Origin of the sequence: Pseudomonas sp. xss_2 (assembly GCF_043104195.1) — a bacterium.
GTDB classification, from domain to species: Bacteria; Pseudomonadota; Gammaproteobacteria; order Pseudomonadales; family Pseudomonadaceae; genus Aquipseudomonas; species Aquipseudomonas urmiensis.
Genome location: NZ_JBICKL010000064.1, coordinates 109,052 through 128,288 on the forward strand (window position 1 = coordinate 109,052; position 19,237 = coordinate 128,288).

The 19,237-nt window shown below is 61.6% G+C and carries 14 protein-coding genes; 2 read left to right on the top strand and 12 right to left on the bottom strand.

Features of this window, described 5'->3' with window-relative positions:
* Window positions 1-268: 268 nt before the first annotated feature.
* Window positions 269-619, top strand: coding sequence for a BON domain-containing protein (locus ACF8K2_RS16395; RefSeq protein WP_186556486.1), 351 nt, complete (start codon window positions 269-271; stop codon window positions 617-619).
* 84 nt (window positions 620-703) lie between these two features.
* Here ACF8K2_RS16395 and ACF8K2_RS16400 read toward each other — a convergent pair whose 3' ends face one another.
* Window positions 704-1,006: a putative quinol monooxygenase gene (locus ACF8K2_RS16400; RefSeq protein WP_392466038.1), complete on the bottom strand. Its 303-nt coding sequence runs from the start codon at window positions 1,004-1,006 to the stop codon at window positions 704-706.
* A gap of 60 nt (window positions 1,007-1,066) precedes the next feature.
* On the opposite strand from ACF8K2_RS16400, the gene ACF8K2_RS16405 reads away from it, so the two are divergent.
* Window positions 1,067-1,480, top strand: coding sequence for a VOC family protein (locus ACF8K2_RS16405; RefSeq protein WP_312151264.1), 414 nt, complete (start codon window positions 1,067-1,069; stop codon window positions 1,478-1,480).
* A gap of 181 nt (window positions 1,481-1,661) precedes the next feature.
* Here ACF8K2_RS16405 and ACF8K2_RS16410 read toward each other — a convergent pair whose 3' ends face one another.
* From ACF8K2_RS16410 to ACF8K2_RS16460, 11 genes are all read right to left on the bottom strand, one after another.
* Window positions 1,662-4,598: a DUF748 domain-containing protein gene (locus ACF8K2_RS16410; protein ID WP_392466042.1), complete on the bottom strand. Its 2,937-nt coding sequence runs from the start codon at window positions 4,596-4,598 to the stop codon at window positions 1,662-1,664.
* Window positions 4,599-4,676: 78 nt separating this feature from the next.
* Window positions 4,677-5,546, bottom strand: a complete 870-nt coding sequence (locus tag ACF8K2_RS16415; protein ID WP_392466045.1) for an oxygenase MpaB family protein — start codon at window positions 5,544-5,546, stop codon at window positions 4,677-4,679.
* A 39-nt stretch (window positions 5,547-5,585) separates the two neighbouring features.
* The gene (gene acs, locus ACF8K2_RS16420; RefSeq protein WP_392466047.1) at window positions 5,586-7,523 is read right to left on the bottom strand and encodes an acetate--CoA ligase; all 1,938 of its coding nucleotides are present in this window, start codon (window positions 7,521-7,523) and stop codon (window positions 5,586-5,588) included.
* 171 nt (window positions 7,524-7,694) lie between these two features.
* Window positions 7,695-9,359 (bottom strand): glucose-6-phosphate isomerase, encoded by a 1,665-nt coding sequence (pgi, locus tag ACF8K2_RS16425; RefSeq protein ID WP_264236927.1) that lies wholly within the window; start codon window positions 9,357-9,359, stop codon window positions 7,695-7,697.
* A gap of 540 nt (window positions 9,360-9,899) precedes the next feature.
* A complete protein-coding gene (panC, locus tag ACF8K2_RS16430) occupies window positions 9,900-10,763 on the bottom strand; it encodes a pantoate--beta-alanine ligase (protein WP_392466050.1) in 864 nt (287 codons plus the stop codon).
* Window positions 10,760-11,560, bottom strand: a complete 801-nt coding sequence (gene panB / locus ACF8K2_RS16435; protein WP_368972094.1) for a 3-methyl-2-oxobutanoate hydroxymethyltransferase — start codon at window positions 11,558-11,560, stop codon at window positions 10,760-10,762. The genes panC and panB overlap by 4 nt, the downstream gene beginning before the upstream one ends.
* Window positions 11,561-11,809: 249 nt before the next feature.
* Window positions 11,810-12,289: a 2-amino-4-hydroxy-6-hydroxymethyldihydropteridine diphosphokinase gene (gene folK, locus ACF8K2_RS16440; RefSeq protein ID WP_392466052.1), complete on the bottom strand. Its 480-nt coding sequence runs from the start codon at window positions 12,287-12,289 to the stop codon at window positions 11,810-11,812.
* Between the two features lie 2 nt (window positions 12,290-12,291).
* The gene (locus ACF8K2_RS16445; protein ID WP_186556476.1) at window positions 12,292-13,680 is read right to left on the bottom strand and encodes a polynucleotide adenylyltransferase PcnB; all 1,389 of its coding nucleotides are present in this window, start codon (window positions 13,678-13,680) and stop codon (window positions 12,292-12,294) included.
* Between the two features lie 810 nt (window positions 13,681-14,490).
* Complete coding sequence (locus ACF8K2_RS16450; RefSeq protein WP_368972092.1) at window positions 14,491-15,942, bottom strand: sigma-54-dependent transcriptional regulator; 1,452 nt, start codon at window positions 15,940-15,942, stop codon at window positions 14,491-14,493.
* Between the two features lie 4 nt (window positions 15,943-15,946).
* On the bottom strand, window positions 15,947-18,922 hold the full coding sequence (locus tag ACF8K2_RS16455) for a sensor histidine kinase (protein ID WP_186556474.1): 2,976 nt from the start codon (window positions 18,920-18,922) through the stop codon (window positions 15,947-15,949).
* The gene (locus ACF8K2_RS16460) at window positions 18,906-19,082 is read right to left on the bottom strand and encodes a hypothetical protein (protein WP_003250005.1); all 177 of its coding nucleotides are present in this window, start codon (window positions 19,080-19,082) and stop codon (window positions 18,906-18,908) included. The genes ACF8K2_RS16455 and ACF8K2_RS16460 overlap by 17 nt, the downstream gene beginning before the upstream one ends.
* Window positions 19,083-19,237: the final 155 nt, after the last annotated feature.

The window sequence follows — 19,237 nt, forward strand, 5'->3', positions numbered from 1 at the left end:
AAGAAAAGGACCCTTCGGGGTCCTTTTTTTTGCCCTGGATTTTACCGCTGGTGCTCTGGCAGCAAACCCTTGGTGTACTTGCATCTTGCACGCAGGTTTATCCCGCTACATGCAAAATGCACGATACCTACTGCTGGGTAAAAATACTAAAGTATTGATTTATAAGGATTTTATTGAACGCAAAAACCTGGCACAGCCCCTGCAATAGTATCTTCACCTGACGCCAAAAGACCTGGCGCAGACCTTTCGAACAACAGGAGTGTCTCGTATGAAGAAGTTCGCCATTGCTGCCGCTGCTGCAACCGCTCTGACCCTGACCATGGCTAACGCGGCCTTTGCCCAGCAGCCAACCCAGGCGCCTATGATGCTGGCGGCTGGTGAAGTCACCAAGGCCAAGGAAGAGACCAAGGACACCTGGATCACCACCAAGGTGAAAGCTGATCTGCTGACTGAAAAAGGGATTCCAGGCAGTGACATCAAAGTCGAGACCAACAAAGGGGTAGTTTCTCTGTCCTCGGATGTAGCTATCACCGAAGCCCAGAAAACGACCGCTGTTGCGATTGCCAAGAAAATCAAAGGCGTTCAAGCCGTTTCGGCTGACGGCCTGAAAGCCGAATAAGGATTGTCCCGACGGCCACAAGGATTTGGCCACCCACACAAAAACCCCGGCTCAGGCCGGGGTTTTTATTTGCCTGGTGGGCTTTCAACTCACCGGGTTACGCGCCACTACATCACTTTCAAAACACGTTTGATCGACAATCAACGGCTCTACCAGCGGCCGGCTGTCGCGAAAGTGCGCGGTTTGCGTGTGTGCTTCATAAGCTGCGTCGTCGCAGTAGATCTCGTAGAGATAGATCACATCGGGGTCGAGGCGATCCTGAGATACGTCGAACACCAGGCAACCAGGCTCAGTCGCGACGGAGGCAGCAGCGTTGGCTGTGATTGCGCTAAGGAAAGCTTCCGCGCTGCCGGGTTTGACACGGGTCTTGATGAACAGGCTATACACAGGACGTCCTTTTTGTTTTAAATTCTGTTTTGAATTGTATACAAAAATGGAGCCCTGCCAATGTCCGAATTACCTGCCCGCCCTGGTCGACTCAACGGTCTGCGCCACATTGCCCTGTTGGTACCCAATCTGGAGGAGTGCGAGCGCTTTTATGTCGATGTACTCGGTATGGAAGTGCTGCACCGAGCCAACGAAGACCTGGTCTACCTGACCTGCGGCAACGACAACCTATCGTTGGGGCGTGGCGCTGGGGCTGCCAACGGGCTGCAGACTTTGGATCACTACGGGTTCATTGTCGACAGCGTGGAAGAGTTGGACGCCTGGTACCAGTATTTCAAAGCGCACGGGGTCACCCTGCTGGATAGGCCTTTCAATCATGGCGATGGCGCGCGCAGTTTCCATTTGCTCGATCCTGCGGGCAATAAAGTGCAGCCGCTGTATCACCCGGCAGTATCGGGGCAGCGGTTGGTCTAGGCGGGAGGAAGCCGCAGGGTTGCGATTTGAGTTGTCTGTTTTGGGGCTGCTTTGCAGCCCATCGCGGGCCAGCCCGCTCCTACAGGGACTGCGCCGCTCTGTAGATGCGGGCTTGGTGGGGCACCGGAACGCCGCGAAGGGCTGCACAGCAGCCCCAAAACAGACGATACCAGCTCGAGTGCTACTCAGCGTCTAGATGCATCGGCGTGATCACCCGGCCATCGCTCTCGGCTTTACCCAGGGTGGTATCGATGAAGTACACCCGGTCATCCTCAAGCTTGCCCTTGTCCACCAGGTAATCTTTGATGTTGCCGGCGCGTTCCTGGCCCAGCTGACGCAGCAGCGCAGCGCTTTCCGCCCACGACTTGATCACCGCTTCGCGCAGCTTGGCCGTACGTTCATCGCGGCTCAGTTCCTGCCATTCGCCCGGGGGCTGCTGTTTCAAGCGCGTGCGGTAGATGCCTTCGAGCATGGCCGGCTTGTCGCTGTCATCTACCACCAACATGGAGGCGTTGGCCGGTACCTTGTCACCACGGCGCTGGAGGATCTTGTACCAAGTAGCCTGGTACTCGCGCTCCAGACGCTGTTCGGCGATCAATGGGCCGTCGCTGGTCTGGGCGCTGGTGCCTTCGATTTCCAGGCGCAGTTCCGGGCGCTCTTTAAGGGCGGAGGCCAGCTTGTCCAGGGCCGACTGGGCGTCGCCACTCAAGTCGCTGGAACCTGGAGCAAAGGCCACGGTGCCGAGGTCTTCCGAACCGCCGCCGGCGACCAGCCCACCAATGAACTTGAACGGCGCCTGGGCTGCACGCAGCACCAGGTTGCGCAGGGTCTGCCAGACGATTGGCATGACGCTGAACTGGGGATTATTAAGGTCGCCGGTGACCGGCAGCTCGATCGAGATCTTGCCTTCGGTATCCTTGAGCAGCGCCACCGCCAGGCGGATTGGCAGGTCCACGGCATCCGGGCTGTCGACTTTCTCACCCAGTTGCAACTGCTCGACCACCACTTTGTTCTCGGCTTTGAGCTGGCCGTTGGTGATCAGGTAGTGCAGGTCGAGGTTCAGCCGCCCCTTGCGGATGCGGAAACCTGCGAACTTGCCGGAGTAGGGCGTCAGGGTGGTCAGCTCGACCCGTTTGAAGCTGGTAGCGATGTCCAGGCTGGCCATCGGGTTGAATGGATTGAGCGCACCTTTGATGGTGACCGGGGCATAACGGTCGACCTTGCCCTTGATGTCGACTTTCGCCGGAGCCGGCTTGCGGTTGTCGATGGTGCCAACCTGGCCATTGAGCTGCTGCACCGCCGTGGCGAAGTTGGGGGTCAGGGTCAGGTCGGCGAAATTCGCCGAGCCATCGTTGATGTCGATCTGCCCGATGTGAATCCCCAGCGGCTTGTCGTTACTGGCCGCTGCCGGCTTGGCTTGGGCAGTACTGGCGCTACCGGCCGGTTGTGGAATCAGCAGGTCATCGACGTTGGTGGTGCGATCTTCGTTGATGATGAAGCGCGCATACGGCTGCAGCAGATTGACCTTGTCGATCGACAGGGCATCACCATGCACATAGGACAGACCGTCGAGGTTCAGTTGCTGCCATTTGACGAAGTCGCGGTTCTTGATCGTATCGAGGGTGTGCAGTTGGTTGACCTGGGCCTTGCCGCCGACGCTGAAAGCCAGCGGCTCGGTGCTCTTGAGGTCGACCTTGAGGTTGCTCGAGAGCATGCCACTGCGCAGTTCCAGGCGAATGAACGGGCTGATGTAGGCCTGGGCCACCCGCAGGTCGATATCGCTGGTAGTGACATCGAGCTTGGCCGTTACCGGTGCCAGGTTGACTTGGCCTGCGGCCTGCAGCTTGCCTTGCTTGCCGACGCCAGTGTCGAGCTTGAGGGTGAAGGGCGACTTGTTGAGGCTGTCGAAACCCTGCAGGTCAACATTGAGCGGACCGACGTCCAACGCTACCGGCTCTTTCTGGCTGCGGTCAGCCAGATGAATCATGTAGTTGCGCGCCTGTACATCCTTGAGCAACACCTGCCAAGGCTTGCTCGGCTCTGCCGCGGCTTTTTCCTCGCTGCTGGGTTCAGCAGCAGCAGGCTCGGCTTTTTCTTTTGGACTGGCCTTGGTCGGCTGGCTGGCGAATAACTTCTGCCAGTCGAGCTGGCCATCTTTTTCCAGTGCTGCCCAGGTTTCCAGTTTCTCACTACGGATTTTGCCGACGGTGACCAACTGCTTGGCCAGGTCGATAGAGGTGTCGCTGACCTCAAGGTTCGCCAGGCGGGCCAATGGGCGGCCGTCCGGGGCCTTGATGGCGAACGGGGCGATGCGCACCGAGGTGTTGTCCAGCAACAGCTCGGTTTCCTTCGCCAGGTTGAGCTTGTAGTGGGTGTCGAGGCTGATTACGCCGTCTTCCAGGACCAACGGCACAGCATCGCGCACGTAGGGCCACCAGGCTTTCATCTTGCCGTCGGTGATCTTCAAGGTGCCTTCGGAGGCAATCGGGGCCAGACCCAGGGTGCCTTTCCAGTCGATGCGGCCACCGGCCGGGCCATTGGCGACCAGGCTCATGTCAGCGTTGTCGTCAGGCAGGGTGCTGAGGTTCTTCAGCTCAAGGTTCATCGAGTCGTAAAGAAACTCGATGGGCTCACTCGGACGCAGGTCCTGGAAGTGCAAGTAGCCTTCGTTGAGCTTGATGCTGCCAATGCGCAGCGGGAAAGGATCACTCGCCGGCTCTTCAGCTTTCGGCTCGCTGGGCGGCAGTTTGAACAGCTGGGTGAGGTTGAGGCTGCCGTCTTTGGCGAACAGCACTTCGCTGCGCGCCTTGTCCAGCTCCACTGCATCCAGGTGCAGGGCGCCGCTCCACAGGCTGTCGAGCGAGAGGTTGGCGTAAAGGCGTTCGAAGCCGACCTGCTCTTTGCCCGGCTCGCCAATCTGCAAGCCCCAAAGCGTCAGTTCAAGGCTGAAGGGGTTGAGCTCGATACGCGTCAATTGCGCCGGCACCGTGGCGTACTTGGCCAACTGCTGGTTGGCAATACGCAGGCCGACGCCGGGGAGAATGAGGAAGCCTAGCAGGCTATACAGGGCCACGAGGGCCAGCAAGGCGCCGATGGCGCGAGTCAATCCTTTGGGCATGTGCAGCTTCGTCTATCCAAGCGGGAGTGCTTGGAGTATGGCACGTTAAATCGGTTCCGCAGAATCAGCCAAATTACCTTAGTCGATGCCCATGCGCCGCCTGGCCCGATGCGCCGAGCTGTCGCGCATGGCCCAGCGCAAGATCGGCGCGGTGCGGGTAATGCCCAGGCGGATCATGCGACTGCGCAATTGCCCCTGGTGCAGACCGAGCATGTCCCGGCCCCAGTCCGGCAGCAGGTCGATGCCCGCTTGCAGCATGAGTTTGCCCACAGGCTCAGCCAGGCGGCTGGGGGCAGGGGCCTCAAGCAGAATGCTCACTACCTCAAGGCTACGGGCGTCGCATTGCAGGTGCGGGCGCATGCGTTGCAGGTAGTCGTCGATCTGCTGGCAGGAGCGAGGCACGTTGCGTGCGCCAAGACGCTCGGCGATCAGTGCGATCTCATCGTAATAAGCGTCCTGGTCGGCGCGCGACAGATGGGGGTTGCGGTAACGCAGGTGCGCGGCAAGAAAACTGCTGACTTCGGCCACATGCACCCAGGTCAGCAGGTCGGGATCACTGGCGGCATACGGGCGGCCATCGGCAGCGGTGCCGACCACTTGCAGGTGGATGGTGCGCACCTTGTCGATCAACCATTCGGCATCGCGGGTCGAGCCAAAGGTGGTGCCGGAGATGAACTGGCTGGTGCGGCGCAAGCGACCCAGCAAGTCCTGACGAAAGTTGGAGTGATCCCACACCCCGGCCAACGCCAGCGGATGCAGCAGTTGCAGCATCAGCGCACTAATGCCGCCAACCAGCATGCTGGGGAAGTCGCCATGCACCTGCCAACTGATGCTCTTTGGTCCAAACAAGCCAGGATCGCCTTTGGGCGATTCCAGGTCGAGCTGGCCGAGGGCCAGCCCGGTGAGGCTCATGACCTGGGTTTCGATACGACGGCGTAAGGCTTCCATGGCGACCTGCTGTTGGGGGCAGCCCGCCATGGGCCGCCGTCATTGGTTGAGGCGTTTGTCGATCAAGCCCTGGACCACGCTGGGGTCGGCCAAGGTCGAAGTATCGCCCAGGTTGTCCAGCTCGTTGCAGGCGATCTTGCGCAGTATACGCCGCATGATCTTGCCCGAACGTGTCTTGGGCAGGGCCGGCGCCCACTGGATCAGCTCGGGCTTGGCGAAGCTGCCGATCTCCTTGCTGACCAGTGCCAGCAATTCGGCCTTGAGGCCATCGTCAGGGCTCACCCCATTCATCGGCGTGACAAAGGCGTAGATGCCTTGACCCTTCAGGTCGTGAGGGTAACCGACCACAGCCGCCTCAGCGATGCTGTCGTGCAGCACCAGCGCGCTTTCCACCTCGGCAGTGCCGATGCGGTGGCCAGAGACATTGATCACATCGTCGACCCGCCCGGTGATCCAGTAGTCGCCATCGGCGTCGCGACGGGCGCCGTCACCTGTGAAGTAGTAGCCGGGCAGCGGTTTGAAATAAGTGTCGACCATGCGCTGATGATCGCCGTACACACTGCGAATCTGTCCAGGCCAGCTGGCCTTGATCGCCAGCAGCCCAGCGCCTGCGCCCTCGATCAGCTTGCCCTGGTCGTCCAGCAGCACCGGCTGCACACCAAACAGCGGCTGAGTGGCGCAGCCTGGCTTGAGCTGCGGGTTGCCTGGCAGCGGGCTGAGCATGATGCCGCCGGTTTCGGTCTGCCACCAGGTATCGACAATCGGGCAGCGCTTCTGCCCAACCTCCTCGAAGTACCACTCCCAGGCTTCCGGGTTGATCGGCTCGCCGACGCTGCCAAGCAGCCGCAGGCTTTGCCGCGAGGTGCTTTGCAGTGGGCCTGAGCCTTCGCGCATCAGCGCGCGCAGGGCGGTTGGCGCGGTGTAGAAGATGTTCACCTGGTGTTTGTCGACCACCTGCCAGAACCGCGAGGTGTCCGGGTAGTTGGGCACGCCCTCGAACATCAGCGAGATCGCCCCATTGGCCAATGGGCCGTAGACGATATAGCTGTGGCCAGTGACCCAGCCGACATCGGCGGTGCACCAGAACACCTCGCCGTCACGGTAATCGAACACCACCTTGAAGGTCAGCGTGGCTTGCAGCAGGTAACCGCCGGTAGTGTGCAGCACGCCCTTGGGTTTGCCGGTGCTGCCGGAGGTGTACAGGATGAATAGCGGCTCTTCAGCTGCCATTGGCTCGGGCGGGCAGTCGTCGCCAGCCAGTTCGGTCGCGGTGTGGTACCAGAGGTCGCGGTTGTTGTCCCAGGCGACTTCGCCACCGGTGCGCCGCACCACGAACACGCTGCTGACGTTGGGGCAACTGGCCAGGGCCTTGTCGACGTTTTGTTTGAGCGCGATGCGTTTGCCACCACGTACGCCTTCGTCGGCGGTGATCACGGTGCGGCAATCGGCATCGAGGATGCGGTCGCGCAGGGCGTCGGGGGAGAAGCCGCCGAAGACCACCGAGTGAATCGCGCCGATGCGAGCGCAGGCGAGCATGGCGTAGGCAGCTTCAGGGATCATCGGCATATAGATGCATACCCGATCGCCTTTTTTCACGCCGCGGGCCTTGAGCGCGTTGGCCAGGCGGCAGACTTGCCGGTGCAGTTCGCGGTAGCTGATGGCTTTCGAGTCTTGCGGATCGTCACCTTCCCAAAGCAGTGCGGTCTGCTTGCCGCGCGTGGCCAAGTGACGGTCGATGCAGTTGTAGCTGACATTCAATTGGCCACCGTCGAACCAGCGCGCCTCGCCGGTTTTCAGGTCCGACTGCTGCACGCTGGTCCAGGGCTTGATCCAATCCAGGCGTAGTTTGGCCTGCTCGGCCCAGAAGCTGTCTGGGTCGTCTACCGACTGACGGTAGAGGCGTTGGTAATCATCCACAGTCAGCTGCGCGGACTGGCTGACGGCCAAGGCGGTGGGGTATTTGCTGAGATCGAACATGGCGGGTTGTCCTGCTCTTGTCGTGGCAATCATTCGATGGACAGTGTAGTCAGCGAACGTGTTCCACGAATTGGGCAGGGCAGAAACCATCGCGGGGCAAGCCTGCCCCCACGCCCTTCAAGGCTGCGTGAGAGCGGGCTTACCCCGCGCTGGAGAGTGGGCAGCGGCGGATCAGCCGCGGTGACGCCCACGGAAGTAGTTGATCAAGCCCTGGGTAGAGCCGTCTTCGGCGGACTCTTCCTGAGCGCCCACCAGACGCTGGTAAACACCCTTGCCGAGCTCTTTGCCCAGTTCCACGCCCCACTGATCGAAGGCGTTGATGCCCCACACCACGCTTTGCACGAACACCTTGTGCTCATACATCGCCACCAGTGCGCCGAGGCGGCGCGGGCTGATGCGCTCGACTACCAAGGTGTTGCTCGGGCGGTTGCCCGGGATCACCTTGTGCGGCGCGAGCTTTGCGATGTCCGCTTCGTTCAGGCCTTTGCCGCGCAGTTCGGCCTCCGCCTCTTCGCGGGTCTTGCCGAGCATCAGCGCCTGGCTCTGCGACAGGCAGTTGGCGTACAGCCACTGGTGATGGTCGGCGACCGGGTTGAAGCTCACCACAGGGACGATGAAGTCCGCCGGGATCAAGTGGGTGCCTTGGTGCAGCAGCTGGTGATAAGCGTGCTGACCATTGCAACCCACGCCACCCCAGATCACCGGGCCGGTCTCGGTTTTCACCGGGGTGCCGTCTTGCAGCACGCTCTTGCCGTTGGATTCCATGTCCAGCTGTTGCAGGTGCTTGGTGATGTTACGCAGGTAATGGTCGTACGGCAGGATCGCGTGGCTGTTGGCGCCCCAGAAGTTGCCGTACCAGACGCCGAGCAGGGCCAGCAGGACCGGCATGTTCTTGTCGAACGGCGCGGTTTGGAAGTGCTGGTCCATGGTGTAGGCGCCAGACAACAGCTCCTTGAAGTTGGCGGTGCCGATGGCCAGGGCAATCGGCAAGCCGATGGCCGACCACAGCGAGTAGCGCCCGCCGACCCAGTCCCACATGGGGAAGATGTTCTCTTCACGAATACCGAAGGCCACGGCGGCGGCCTTGTTGCTCGAGACGGCGATGAAGTGGCGATACAGCTCGGCCTCGGAGCCGCCTTGGGCCAGGTACCAGGTCCGTGCGGCCATGGCGTTCTTCAGGGTCTCGAGGGTGTTGAACGACTTCGACGAGACGATGAACAGCGTGGTTTCGGCGCGCAGGTTGGCCGACAGCTCGTGGAACTCGCTGCCGTCGATGTTCGCCAGGTAATGGCAGCGTACCCCGCGCTGGGCGTAGGGCAGCAGGGCTTCGGAAACCAGCTCCGGGCCGAGGAACGAGCCACCGATGCCGATGTTGACTACGTCGGTGATCGGCTTTTCGCTGTACCCGCGCCACAGGCCATCGTGGATGCGGCCGACCAGCTCGGTGATCTGGTTGAGGACCTTGTGCACCTCAGGCATCACGTTGACGCCATTGACGCTGAGCTTGTCGCCCACCGGGCGGCGCAGCGCGGTGTGCAGCACCGGGCGACCTTCCGAGGCGTTGATGATTTCGCCGTTGAACATCGACTCGATGGCCTGGGCAAGATCGACTTCATTGGCCAAATTGACCAGCAGCTCGCGGGTCTGCTCGGTAATCAGGTTTTTCGAGTAGTCGAGGAACAACCCGCAACTGCTCAGGGAAAACTGGTCGAAGCGCTTGGAATCGGCAGCGAAGGCTTCGCGCATGCTGAAGCCCTGCATGGCGTCGCGGTGTTGCACAAGCGCCTGCCAAGCGGGCAGCGCCGTCACATCATGGGGGGTACGGTAATACGCCATTGCGGATGGTTTCCTTGATGCATGATCGTGCCTTGGACAACGGGCAGTCGCTGCCGGTTGCAGGCTGGGGATCATTATAGGCATTGCTTGCGTGGGGGGAATGGGGGCAGGCAGGGAGAATTTGGGCCGCTGCGCGGCCTTCGCGGGCAAGCCCGCTCCCACAGGGATCGAGATGACCTTGAGGGATTCGCTAAGACTCACGGCAAACAGTGGGCCTCACAGGCACAACAATGATCGCGTGAAACATGCAAGTCCCTGTAGGGGCCGGCACAGGGATTGAGATGACCTTGAGGGATTCGCTAAGACTCACGGCAAACAATGGGCCTCACAGGCACAACAATGATCGCGTGAAACATGCAAATCCCTGTGGGGGCGGCACAGGGATTGAGATGACCTTGAGAGATTTGCTAAGACTCACGGCAAACAGTGGGCCTCACAGGCACAACAATGATCGCGTGAAACATGCAAATCCCTGTGGGAGCGGGCTTGCCCGCGAAGAGGCCGGCACTGACACAGCAAAGTCAGTTGCTCCCCCAAGGCCTAGGCAGTCAGTTCATCCAGATGCAGGTACAGGTTATCGATCAGTCGTGTAGTACCCAGGTACGCTGCAGCAATTACCACCACATCGCGATCATCGATCATAGCCGGGCGCAAGGTCAGCGCATGGCGCACCTCCAGGTAGTCCGGGCGAAAACCTGCGGCCAGCAGCTGCGCCTGAGCCGCAACGATCAACGCTGGATAGTCGCGCTGTCCATGGCGAATGGCGTCGGCCATCGCACTCAGTTCACGATACAGGGCTGGCGCCGCTGCGCGCTGCTCCGGGCTCAGGTAACCATTGCGCGACGACAGTGCCAGGCCATCCTCGGCGCGCACGGTCGGCTCGCCGATGATCTGGATCGGCATGTTCAGGTCGCGCACCATGGCGCGGATCACCGCCAGCTGCTGGAAATCTTTCTCGCCGAATACGGCAAGGTCGGGCTGGACCATGTTGAACAGCTTGCTGACCACGGTTGCGACACCTTCGAAGTGCCCAGGACGGCTGGCGCCGCACAAGCCTTCGGACAACTGCGGCACGCTGACCCGGGTCTGCACGCTCATGCCGTCGGGGTACATCTCTTCGACGGTGGGTGCGAACAGCAGGTGGCAGCCAGCCTGGAGCAAGCGCTCCTGGTCGGCGGCCAGGGTCCGTGGATAGCTGTCGAGGTCTTCGCCGGCGCCAAACTGCAGCGGATTGACGAAGATGCTGGCAACCACGAAATCAGCACGCTGGGCGGCCTTGGTCACTAGCGCAGCATGGCCGCTGTGCAGGTTGCCCATGGTCGGGACGAAGGCGATGCGCTTGCCTTCGCCACGCGCGCGGGCGACGGCAGCGCGCAGCTCACGCACGGTCTTGACTGTGTTCATGCGCTGAATCCGTGTTCGCTGGCGGGGAAGCTGACGTCTCTGACTGCCGTGACATAGGCGACCAACGCACTGTGGATATCTGGCTGGCCGACCATGAAGTTCTTCACGAACTTCGGCACGCGACCGCTCAAGGACAGGCCGAGCATGTCGTGCAGCACCAGCACCTGGCCGTCAGTTGCACTGCCGGCACCAATACCAATGACCGGAATGCTCACCGCCTGGGTGATCTCCGCCGCCAACTCACTAGGCACACATTCGAGCAGCAGCATGGCCGCGCCGGCTTGCTCCAGGGCAATGGCGTCAGCGCGCATCTGCCGCGCTTGGGCTTCCTGGCGGCCCTGGACCTTGTAGCCACCCAGTACATTGACAGTTTGCGGGGTCAAGCCCATGTGTGCGCACACCGGCACGCCGCGCTCGGCTAGCAGGCGGATGGTTTCGGCCAGCCAGGCAGCGCCTTCGAGCTTGATCATATGCGCGCCGGCCTGCATCAGTGTGGCGCAGTTGGCAAAGGCCTGCTCGGGGGTGGCGTGGGCCATGAACGGCAAGTCGGCAAGAATCAATGCGCCGTCATTGCCGCGTTTGACGCAGGCTGTGTGATAGGCCATCTCGGCGGTAGTGACCGGCAGGGTGCTGTCGTGACCTTGCAGGACCATGCCCAGCGAGTCACCCACCAGCAGTACGTCCACACCGGCCTGGCTGGCGACCTTGGCGAAGGTCGCGTCGTAGCAGGTCAGCATGGTGATTTTCTCACCCTTGGCCTTTCGGCCGTGCAGGGTGGTCAGGGTTACTTCAGGCATGTAGGAAATCCTCGTTCAGGCGCTGTGAAAAACGACTGCGAACAACGCATGCATTCATCTTCCGGAGCGGCACATCATCGACTGTGATGTTCGGGCACAGGTCCGTCCGGGCCTAAATAGGTGATATGTGGCACATCGACGCCACGGGACGCCTATAGTCGTGAGCGAGGGGGGCGAAGTCAATGACCCTGTTACCGCATTGTTACGGCGCGGGTGTTACTGGCGTTACCGTCGCCTGCAACGCCCGAATTACAGGCGTTCCAGGCCGACGAACGGACAGTCTTCGAGCAGCTGGGCGAGGCGCCGGCCATCGGCGAGGGTGAAATCCGCCGGGACCAGTTCGGCCAGCGGGTAGAGCACGAAGGGGCGCGCCTGCATGTGGTAATGCGGCACTTTCAGGCGGGGAATATCGATGACCTGGTCAGCGAACAGCAGTACATCCAGGTCGAGGGTGCGTGGCCCCCAGCGCTCCTGACGGACCCGGCCCTGCCCATTCTCGATCGCTTGCAAGGCATCGAGCAGTTGCAGCGGGGCCAGCGAGGTGTCCAGCGCGGCCACGGCATTGGTGTAGCGCGGCTGGCCTGGCAGCAGCGAGTCACTGGCATAGAAGCTCGACACGCCTGCCAGGCGGGTGCCCTCGGCCTTGTCCAAGGCATCGAGGGCATTGCGCAGCTGTTCGGCGGGATCGGCCAGGTTACTGCCCAGGCCGATGTAGGCGCGGCTGCTCATGCTCAGTCAAAGGCCTCGTCACCGCTGCGCTTGCGCTTGGAGCCACTGCGCTTGCGTTTGCGTGGGGCGGCTCCGGCGCCATCGTCACGGTTGCCCAGGTCGCGGATCATGTCGCGACGCTCGCTGTCGTTGGCTTCCTGGTAGTCAGTCCACCATTGGCCCAGTTCTTCGGTTTCCTCGCCTGCGCTTTCACGCAGCAGCAGGAAGTCGTAGCCGGCACGGAAACGAGGGTTGTCGAGCAGCATGTCGGCGCGTTTGCCGCTACGGCGCGGCAGGCGCTCCTGCATGTCCCAGATCTCGCGGATCGGCAGGGTGAAGCGTTTCGGGATAGCGATACGCTGGCACTGCTCGGCGATCAAGTCGTGCGCGGCCTGGTTCATGGCCGGGATTGGCGGCACGCCTTGGCTTTGCAGATACAGCGCGCGGCCCGGCAGGGCTGGCCAGAGCAGGGCGGCGAAGAGGAAGGCGGGGGTAACCGGCTTGCCTTGCTTGACGCGCAGGTCGGTGTTGGCCAGTGCCTGGCTGATCAGTGTATGGGTATAGGTCGGACGCTCTTCCAGGGCATGGCTGCTGCCTGGGAACAGCGGCTCGAACAACTCCAGGTCGACCAGCATTTCAAAGACGATTGCGCCTTGGCCGGAGAGGAACAGCTTGAGGCTCTCCTCGAACAGGCGGGCAGCGGGAATCTCGCGCAGCAGTGGCGCCAGCTCACGAATCGGCTTGACCGTGTGCTTTTCGATGCCGAAGTCGAGCTTGGCGGCGAAACGCACGGCGCGCAGCATGCGCACGGGGTCTTCCTGGTAGCGATGGACCGGGTCGCCAATCAAGCGCAACAGGCGGTTGCGGATGTCATGGATACCGTTGGCGTAGTCGAGAATGCGCTCGCTGACCGGATCGTAGTACAGCGCATTGATGGTGAAGTCGCGGCGCTGCGCGTCTTCTTCCAAGGTGCCGTAGACGTTGTCACGCAGGATGCGACCGCTGGCATTGTGCGACGAGCGATGGCTATCGCCTTCGCCTTCGTCCGAATGATGGGCGCGGAAGGTGGCGACTTCGATGATCTCACGGCCGAAATGCACGTGGACCAGCTTGAAGCGACGGCCAATGATCCGGGCGTTGCGGAACTCGGCACGGATCTGTTCGGGCGTGGCGCTGGTGGCGACGTCGAAGTCCTTGGGGTTGATCCCCAGTAGCAAGTCGCGCACGCAGCCACCGACCAGGTAGGCCTGATAGCCGGCGGCCTGCAGGCGGTCGACGATGCTTACCGCATGGCGGCTGAACTGGCTGCGCTGCAGCGAGTGCTGGCTCTTGTTGATCACTTCAGGCGTGGTGCGCCTGTGGTGTTGACCACCGGTGGGCGGACGGAATGACTGGAACAGCTTCTTCAGCATGGGATGCACTGTTTGAAGGAATGTTCGGCCACGGATAGGAGAATGGCCGCATGATGGGCGGGGATTCTAGCATTTACTGGGGGAATGGTGTAGGCGATGCGCCAAGGGGTGTTCCAGGGGGGAGAAACGACAAGGGGAGCCTAAGCTCCCCAAGAAGTCGTTGCGTGCTCTTATTGTTTTTCTGCTGGGCTTCTTGTTTTTGTTGAGTGCCCTGTCCACAAAGCTCGAAACTTGTGGACGACCCCCAAACCGGGGGTAAAGAGCAAACGGATTGCTTTGGCCGCTGAGGTGATGCTGATCTGTCGATCCAACCAGTGTAGGCGCTGCTTTAGTGCAGTTTTTGTTGTTCTCTGCCTGGTTGTGGGGCAAGCCCCAAACACAACTCCTCTCCAAAAGAATCAGTTAGCTGCGCCTCCGCCGTCTTGTTTTTATTGTGCGTGAGCCGTTTCGTCTTGTTCTTATTCTGAGTTGCAGTGCTTGTTATTGTTCTTGTACCAAACATATAGCAGGTGCCGTGCCAACTTTGGCAGGTCCAGTAAAATCAGGGGGTTGCGGGATTTTGGCGGGGTTGCCGGGCGGGCAAATGTAGAAATTTCGTTACCGTACGCCTCGGCATCTGTTACGGCGGGAGGGGTGAGGTAACAGATTTTTGCGCGAACTGATCTGTTACCGAAGCTTTTGGGGCCGCTTTGCGGCCCTTCGCGGGCAAGCCCGCTCCCACAGGTACAGCGCTAAGCTTGAGAGCGGCGCACAGCCTGTGGGAGCGGGCTTGCCCGCGAAGGGCTGCAAAGCAGCCCCAAGAATGATGTATCAGTTATCGCTGGTAGCGTTGCTCTTGCGCCGTGGAATGCCCAGGCGCTGGCGCCGTTCCCACAGGCACTTGCGGCTGACACCCAGCTTGCGAGCAAGCTCGGTCTCGGTCATGTGGTCCTGGTGTTCGAGGACGAAATGCTGGAAGTAATCCTCCAGCGACAGATCCTCGGTCGGCTCATGGCTGGCGTTGTTGGCGCTGACACCGCTGATGGTCGGCAGGTTGTTCAACAGCTCGTCATCGTCCAGATCGCTCAGTTCGATGTCGATGCCCAGCAGCTCGGCGGAAATTTCCGGGCTCTCGCTGAGAATGACCGCGCGCTCGACAGCGTTTTCCAGTTCGCGCACGTTACCCGGCCAGCTGTAATGACGAATGGCCTGCTCGGCTTCGTGGGAGAAGTGCAGGTCATCGCGACCGATACGCGCACTCTGCCGGGCGAGGAAGGCATTGGCGATCTCATTGACGTCACTGCCACGCTCACGCAGTGCGGGCAGCTTCAGGGCGATCACGTGCAGGCGGTAATAAAGGTCTTCGCGGAACTGGCCGGCCTTGGCCAGGTTCTTCAAGTCGCGGTGAGTCGCGGCGATCAGGCGCACATCGACTTTCTGCGACTGCACCGAGCCGACCCGGCGAATTTCGCCTTCCTGCAACACACGCAGCAGGCGCGCCTGGGCTTCCAGTGGCAGTTCGCCGATTTCATCGAGGAACAGCGTGCCGCCGTCGGCCGCTTCGACCAGGCCGGCCCGACCCGCGCTGGCGCCGGTGAATGCGCCCTTCTCGTGGCCGAACAGCTCCGACTCGATCAGGGTTTCCGGGATGGCCGCGCAGTTGACCGAGATCATCGGCGCCTTGGCCCGTCGCGATAGATTGTGCAGGGCGCGGGCGACCAGCTCTTTACCGGTGCCGGATTCGCCTTGGATCAACACATTGGAGTCAGTCGGGGCGACTTTGCGGATCTTGCTGTACATATCCTGCATCGGCGGGCACGAGCCGATGATGCCGATCTCGCCATTGGCTGCGTTGTTGGTGCCCTTGTCGACAGCACCCACCTTGCCATTGGCCCGTGGCTCGGCGCTGGCTGGCGCTGCGGCGGGGGCGTTCTGGCGGTCGCGCAGGATCCGCGCCACGGCCTGGAGCATCTCGTCATGGTCGAAGGGCTTGGCGATGTAGTCCACCGCGCCCATCTTCATCGAGTCGACCGCCGAGCGCAGGCTGGCGTAGCTGGTCATGATCAGCACCGGGGTACCCTGGCCGAGCTTGATCAGCTCGGTGCCGGGCGCGCCAGGCAGACGCAGATCGCTGACGATCAGGTCGAAGGTGGCAATGCTGAAGCGTTCCTGGGCTTCCTGCACCGAGCCGGCTTCGCTGACCTGGTACTGGTTGCGCTCGAGCAGTCGACGCAAGGCCGAGCGGATGATGGTTTCGTCTTCGACGATCAGAATATGCGGCATTGATTCAATTCTCTCGACGGTCTCGAATTTCAGGGGACGTCGCTACGACATGCCGGGGCAGGGTCACGCGGATCCGGGTGCCACGCTGCCGTTCGATATCGGCGGGGCTGTCGATGGTGATTTGCCCATAATGCTCTTCCACGATGGAATAGACCAGAGCGAGACCCAGTCCGGTTCCTTCGCCCGGGTCCTTGGTGGTGAAGAACGGTTCGAACAGGCGGTCCATGATGTTTTTCGGGATGCCACTGCCTTCGTCCTCGACGATCAGGTCGACGGCGTGCTCGCTCATCTCGCTACGCACCCGCACGGCGCTGCCCGGTGGCGAGGCGTCGCGAGCGTTGGAGAGCAGGTTGATCAGCACCTGGGCTAGGCGTTGCGGGTCGCCCTCGACCCAGTGATCGGGGTCGCAGAGGTTGAAGAACTGTACTTCGAAATTGCGCCGGTTGAGGGCCAGCAGACCGATGGCATCTTGCGCCACCTCCGCCAGGCACACCGGCTCTTCGCTGTTCTGCTGGCTGCCGCCGGCGTGGGCGAAGCTCATCAGCGACTGGACGATGCGCGATACGCGCTTGGTTTGCTCGATGATCTGGCTGGACAGTTCGGTGATCTCGCCATCGCCTTCGCGCTCCTCGCGCAGGTTCTGCGCCAGGCAGGCGATGCCGGTGATCGGGTTGCCGATCTCGTGGGCCACCCCGGCTGCCAGGCGGCCGATGCTGGCCAGGCGCTCGGAGTGCACCAGCTTGTCTTCCAGGGCCTGGGTTTCGGTGAGGTCTTCGACCAGCAGGACCAAGCCGCTGTTACCCGGCGCGAGGGGCTCGTCGATGGCCGCCTTGTGCAGGTTGAGCCAGCGGATCTGACCATCCAGGCCCAGGCGCTGCTTGTGCAAGTGCTCATCGGGTACGTTGATGAAGCCTTGCAACAAGCCGCGCCAGGGTTCGCTGATGGTCATCAGGCGTGAACCGACCACATGCTTGGCGGCGATCCCGGTCAGCTCCTCCATGGCTTTGTTCCACATGAGGATTTCCTGGTCCTTGGCCAGCGAGCAGACCCCCATCGGCAGCTCCTGCAGGGTCTGGCGGTGGTAGCGGCGCAGGGCATCGAGTTCGGCGGCAAGGCCGGTCAGGCGCGAGTGGTAGTCTTCCAGGCGGCTTTCGATGAAGTGGATATCTTCGGTGACGTAGTTCTCGTTGCCAGACTTGTACGGCAAGAACGTCTCGACCATATCCTGGGCCACGCTTGGCCCCATCAGCCCGGACAGGTTGGCCTCGATGCGGTCGCGCAAGCGGCGCAGGGCATACGGGCGGCGCTCGTCGAAGGGCAGGTAGAGATCGCGCAAGGCCTGCTCGACTTCTTTTTGCGCGGCCTTGGCGCCCAGCGGCTTGGCCAGTTGGGTGGCGAACTCTTGTGGCGAGGCGGCGTGCAGCTCGCGGCGTTGTGGTCGGCGCACGTTGTCCACCGCACAGGCTTCGGCGGCGCTGATTTCTTCGCTGCTGGCATTGGTGAACAACGAGATCAACGTAAACAGCAGGACGTTGGCCGCCAGCGAGGCGATTGCCGCCATGTGCCAGCTGGTGTCGTCGAGCACGTAGATCATGTTCAGCAGCGGGATGTAGAAGCCCTGCAGATTACCCAGCAGCGGCAGCAGCATGGTCACCATCCACACCAGCATGCCGGCCAACAGCCCGGCGATGAAGCCACGCCGGTTCGCGGTTGGCCAGTACAGGACCGACAGCACACCAGGGAGGAACTGCAAGGTGGCGACGAAGGCAACGATGCCCAGGTTGGCCAGGCTCTGGTGAGTGTTCTGGGTCAGGTAGAAGATGAACCCGGCGGTGATAATGGCGACGATCAGCGCGCGCCGGGTCCATTTCAGCCAACGATAGATGTTGCCTTCCGCCGGTGGCTGGTAGAGCGGCAGCACCAGATGATTCAGCGCCATGCCGGATAGCGCCAGGGTGGTGACGATGATCAAGCCGCTGGCGGCGGACAGCCCGCCAATGTAGGCCAACAGCGCCAGCGCCTCGTTGTTTGCGGCAATGCCTAGGCCGAGGGTGAAGTATTCAGGGTTAGTGCTCGCCCCCAGGCGCAGACCAGCCCACAGAATCAGCGGCACGGCCAGGCTCATCAACAGCAGGAACAGCGGCAGGCCCCAACTGGCGCTGACCAGCGAGCGTGGGCTGAGGTTCTCGGTGAACGCCATGTGGTACATGTGCGGCATGACGATGGCCGAGGCGAAGAACACCAGCAGCAGGGTGCGCCATGGGCCTTCTTGCAAAGGTGTATGCAATGCGGCCAGGGCGGTCTGGTTCTGCAGCAGCCAGACTTCCAGCCCGTGCGGCCCGCCAAATACGCCGTACAGGGCATACAGGCCGACCCCGCCCAGGGCCAGCAGCTTGATCACCGACTCGAAGGCGATGGCGAACACCAGGCCTTCGTGCTTTTCGCGAGTGGCGATGTGGCGTGAGCCGAAGAAGATGGTGAACAGGATGATCAAGGCGCAGAAGGCGAACGCCACTCGCGCTTTGACTGGCTCGCCGGTGAGGATGCTGATCGAGTCGGCAACGGCCTGGATCTGCAAGGCCAGCAACGGCAATACGCCAATCAACATGAAGATGGTGGTCAGGGCCCCGGCCCAGGTGCTGCGAAAGCGAAACGCGAGCAGGTCGGCCAGTGACGACAGCTGGTAGGTGCGGGTGATCTTCAAGATCGGGTAGAGCAGCACCGGCGCCAACAGGAAGGCCCCGGACACCCCCAGGTAGCAGGCCAGGAAGCCATAGCCGTACTGGTAGGCCAGGCCCACCGAGCCATAGAAGGCCCAAGCACTGGCGTAGACGCCCAGCGACAGGGTGTAGGTCAGTGGGTGGCGGATGACCGAGCGCGGGATCAGCCCGCGTTCGCTGATCCAGGCCACGCCGAACAGCACCAACAGGTACCCGGCGCTGATCAGGATCATCTGGGTCAGGCTAAAGCTCATCGGCATCTCGTTGGCTCTGCAGGATGAAGGTGACGACGATGAGGATCAGCCAGAGCAGGTAAGGGCGATACCAGGCTCCGGTCGGCTCGATCCACCAGTCCATGATGGCTGGGGAGAACAAGTAGATCCCCACGACCAGAAGCAGGACCAAACGATAGATGTACATGCTGGCCTCGATGGTTGGGCGCTGCGGGCTTGGACTTATTATTGGCGCAAATGGCGGGGGCGATGCTAGCGGGATTCCGTGTTGTACGGCAAGAAATTGAATTTATTGGGTTTTTGAGTCGTTTTTCAGTGCCAGTAGAGGCCCTATCGCGGGGC

What these genes read in the sequence shown, in the direction of transcription:
- ACF8K2_RS16395 (WP_186556486.1), top strand. Translation starts at nt 269, where the DNA reads ATGAAGAAGTTCGCCATTGCTGCCGCTGCTGCAACCGCTCTGACCCTG.
- ACF8K2_RS16405 (WP_312151264.1), top strand. Translation starts at nt 1,067, where the DNA reads ATGTCCGAATTACCTGCCCGCCCTGGTCGACTCAACGGTCTGCGCCAC.
- ACF8K2_RS16410 (WP_392466042.1), bottom strand. Translation starts at nt 4,598, where the DNA reads ATGCCCAAAGGATTGACTCGCGCCATCGGCGCCTTGCTGGCCCTCGTG.
- ACF8K2_RS16415 (WP_392466045.1), bottom strand. Translation starts at nt 5,546, where the DNA reads ATGGAAGCCTTACGCCGTCGTATCGAAACCCAGGTCATGAGCCTCACC.
- acs (WP_392466047.1), bottom strand. Translation starts at nt 7,523, where the DNA reads ATGTTCGATCTCAGCAAATACCCCACCGCCTTGGCCGTCAGCCAGTCC.
- pgi (WP_264236927.1), bottom strand. Translation starts at nt 9,359, where the DNA reads ATGGCGTATTACCGTACCCCCCATGATGTGACGGCGCTGCCCGCTTGG.
- panC (WP_392466050.1), bottom strand. Translation starts at nt 10,763, where the DNA reads ATGAACACAGTCAAGACCGTGCGTGAGCTGCGCGCTGCCGTCGCCCGC.
- panB (WP_368972094.1), bottom strand. Translation starts at nt 11,560, where the DNA reads ATGCCTGAAGTAACCCTGACCACCCTGCACGGCCGAAAGGCCAAGGGT.
- folK (WP_392466052.1), bottom strand. Translation starts at nt 12,289, where the DNA reads ATGAGCAGCCGCGCCTACATCGGCCTGGGCAGTAACCTGGCCGATCCC.
- ACF8K2_RS16445 (WP_186556476.1), bottom strand. Translation starts at nt 13,680, where the DNA reads ATGCTGAAGAAGCTGTTCCAGTCATTCCGTCCGCCCACCGGTGGTCAA.
- ACF8K2_RS16450 (WP_368972092.1), bottom strand. Translation starts at nt 15,942, where the DNA reads ATGCCGCATATTCTGATCGTCGAAGACGAAACCATCATCCGCTCGGCC.
- ACF8K2_RS16455 (WP_186556474.1), bottom strand. Translation starts at nt 18,922, where the DNA reads ATGCCGATGAGCTTTAGCCTGACCCAGATGATCCTGATCAGCGCCGGG.
- ACF8K2_RS16460 (WP_003250005.1), bottom strand. Translation starts at nt 19,082, where the DNA reads ATGTACATCTATCGTTTGGTCCTGCTTCTGGTCGTGGGGATCTACTTG.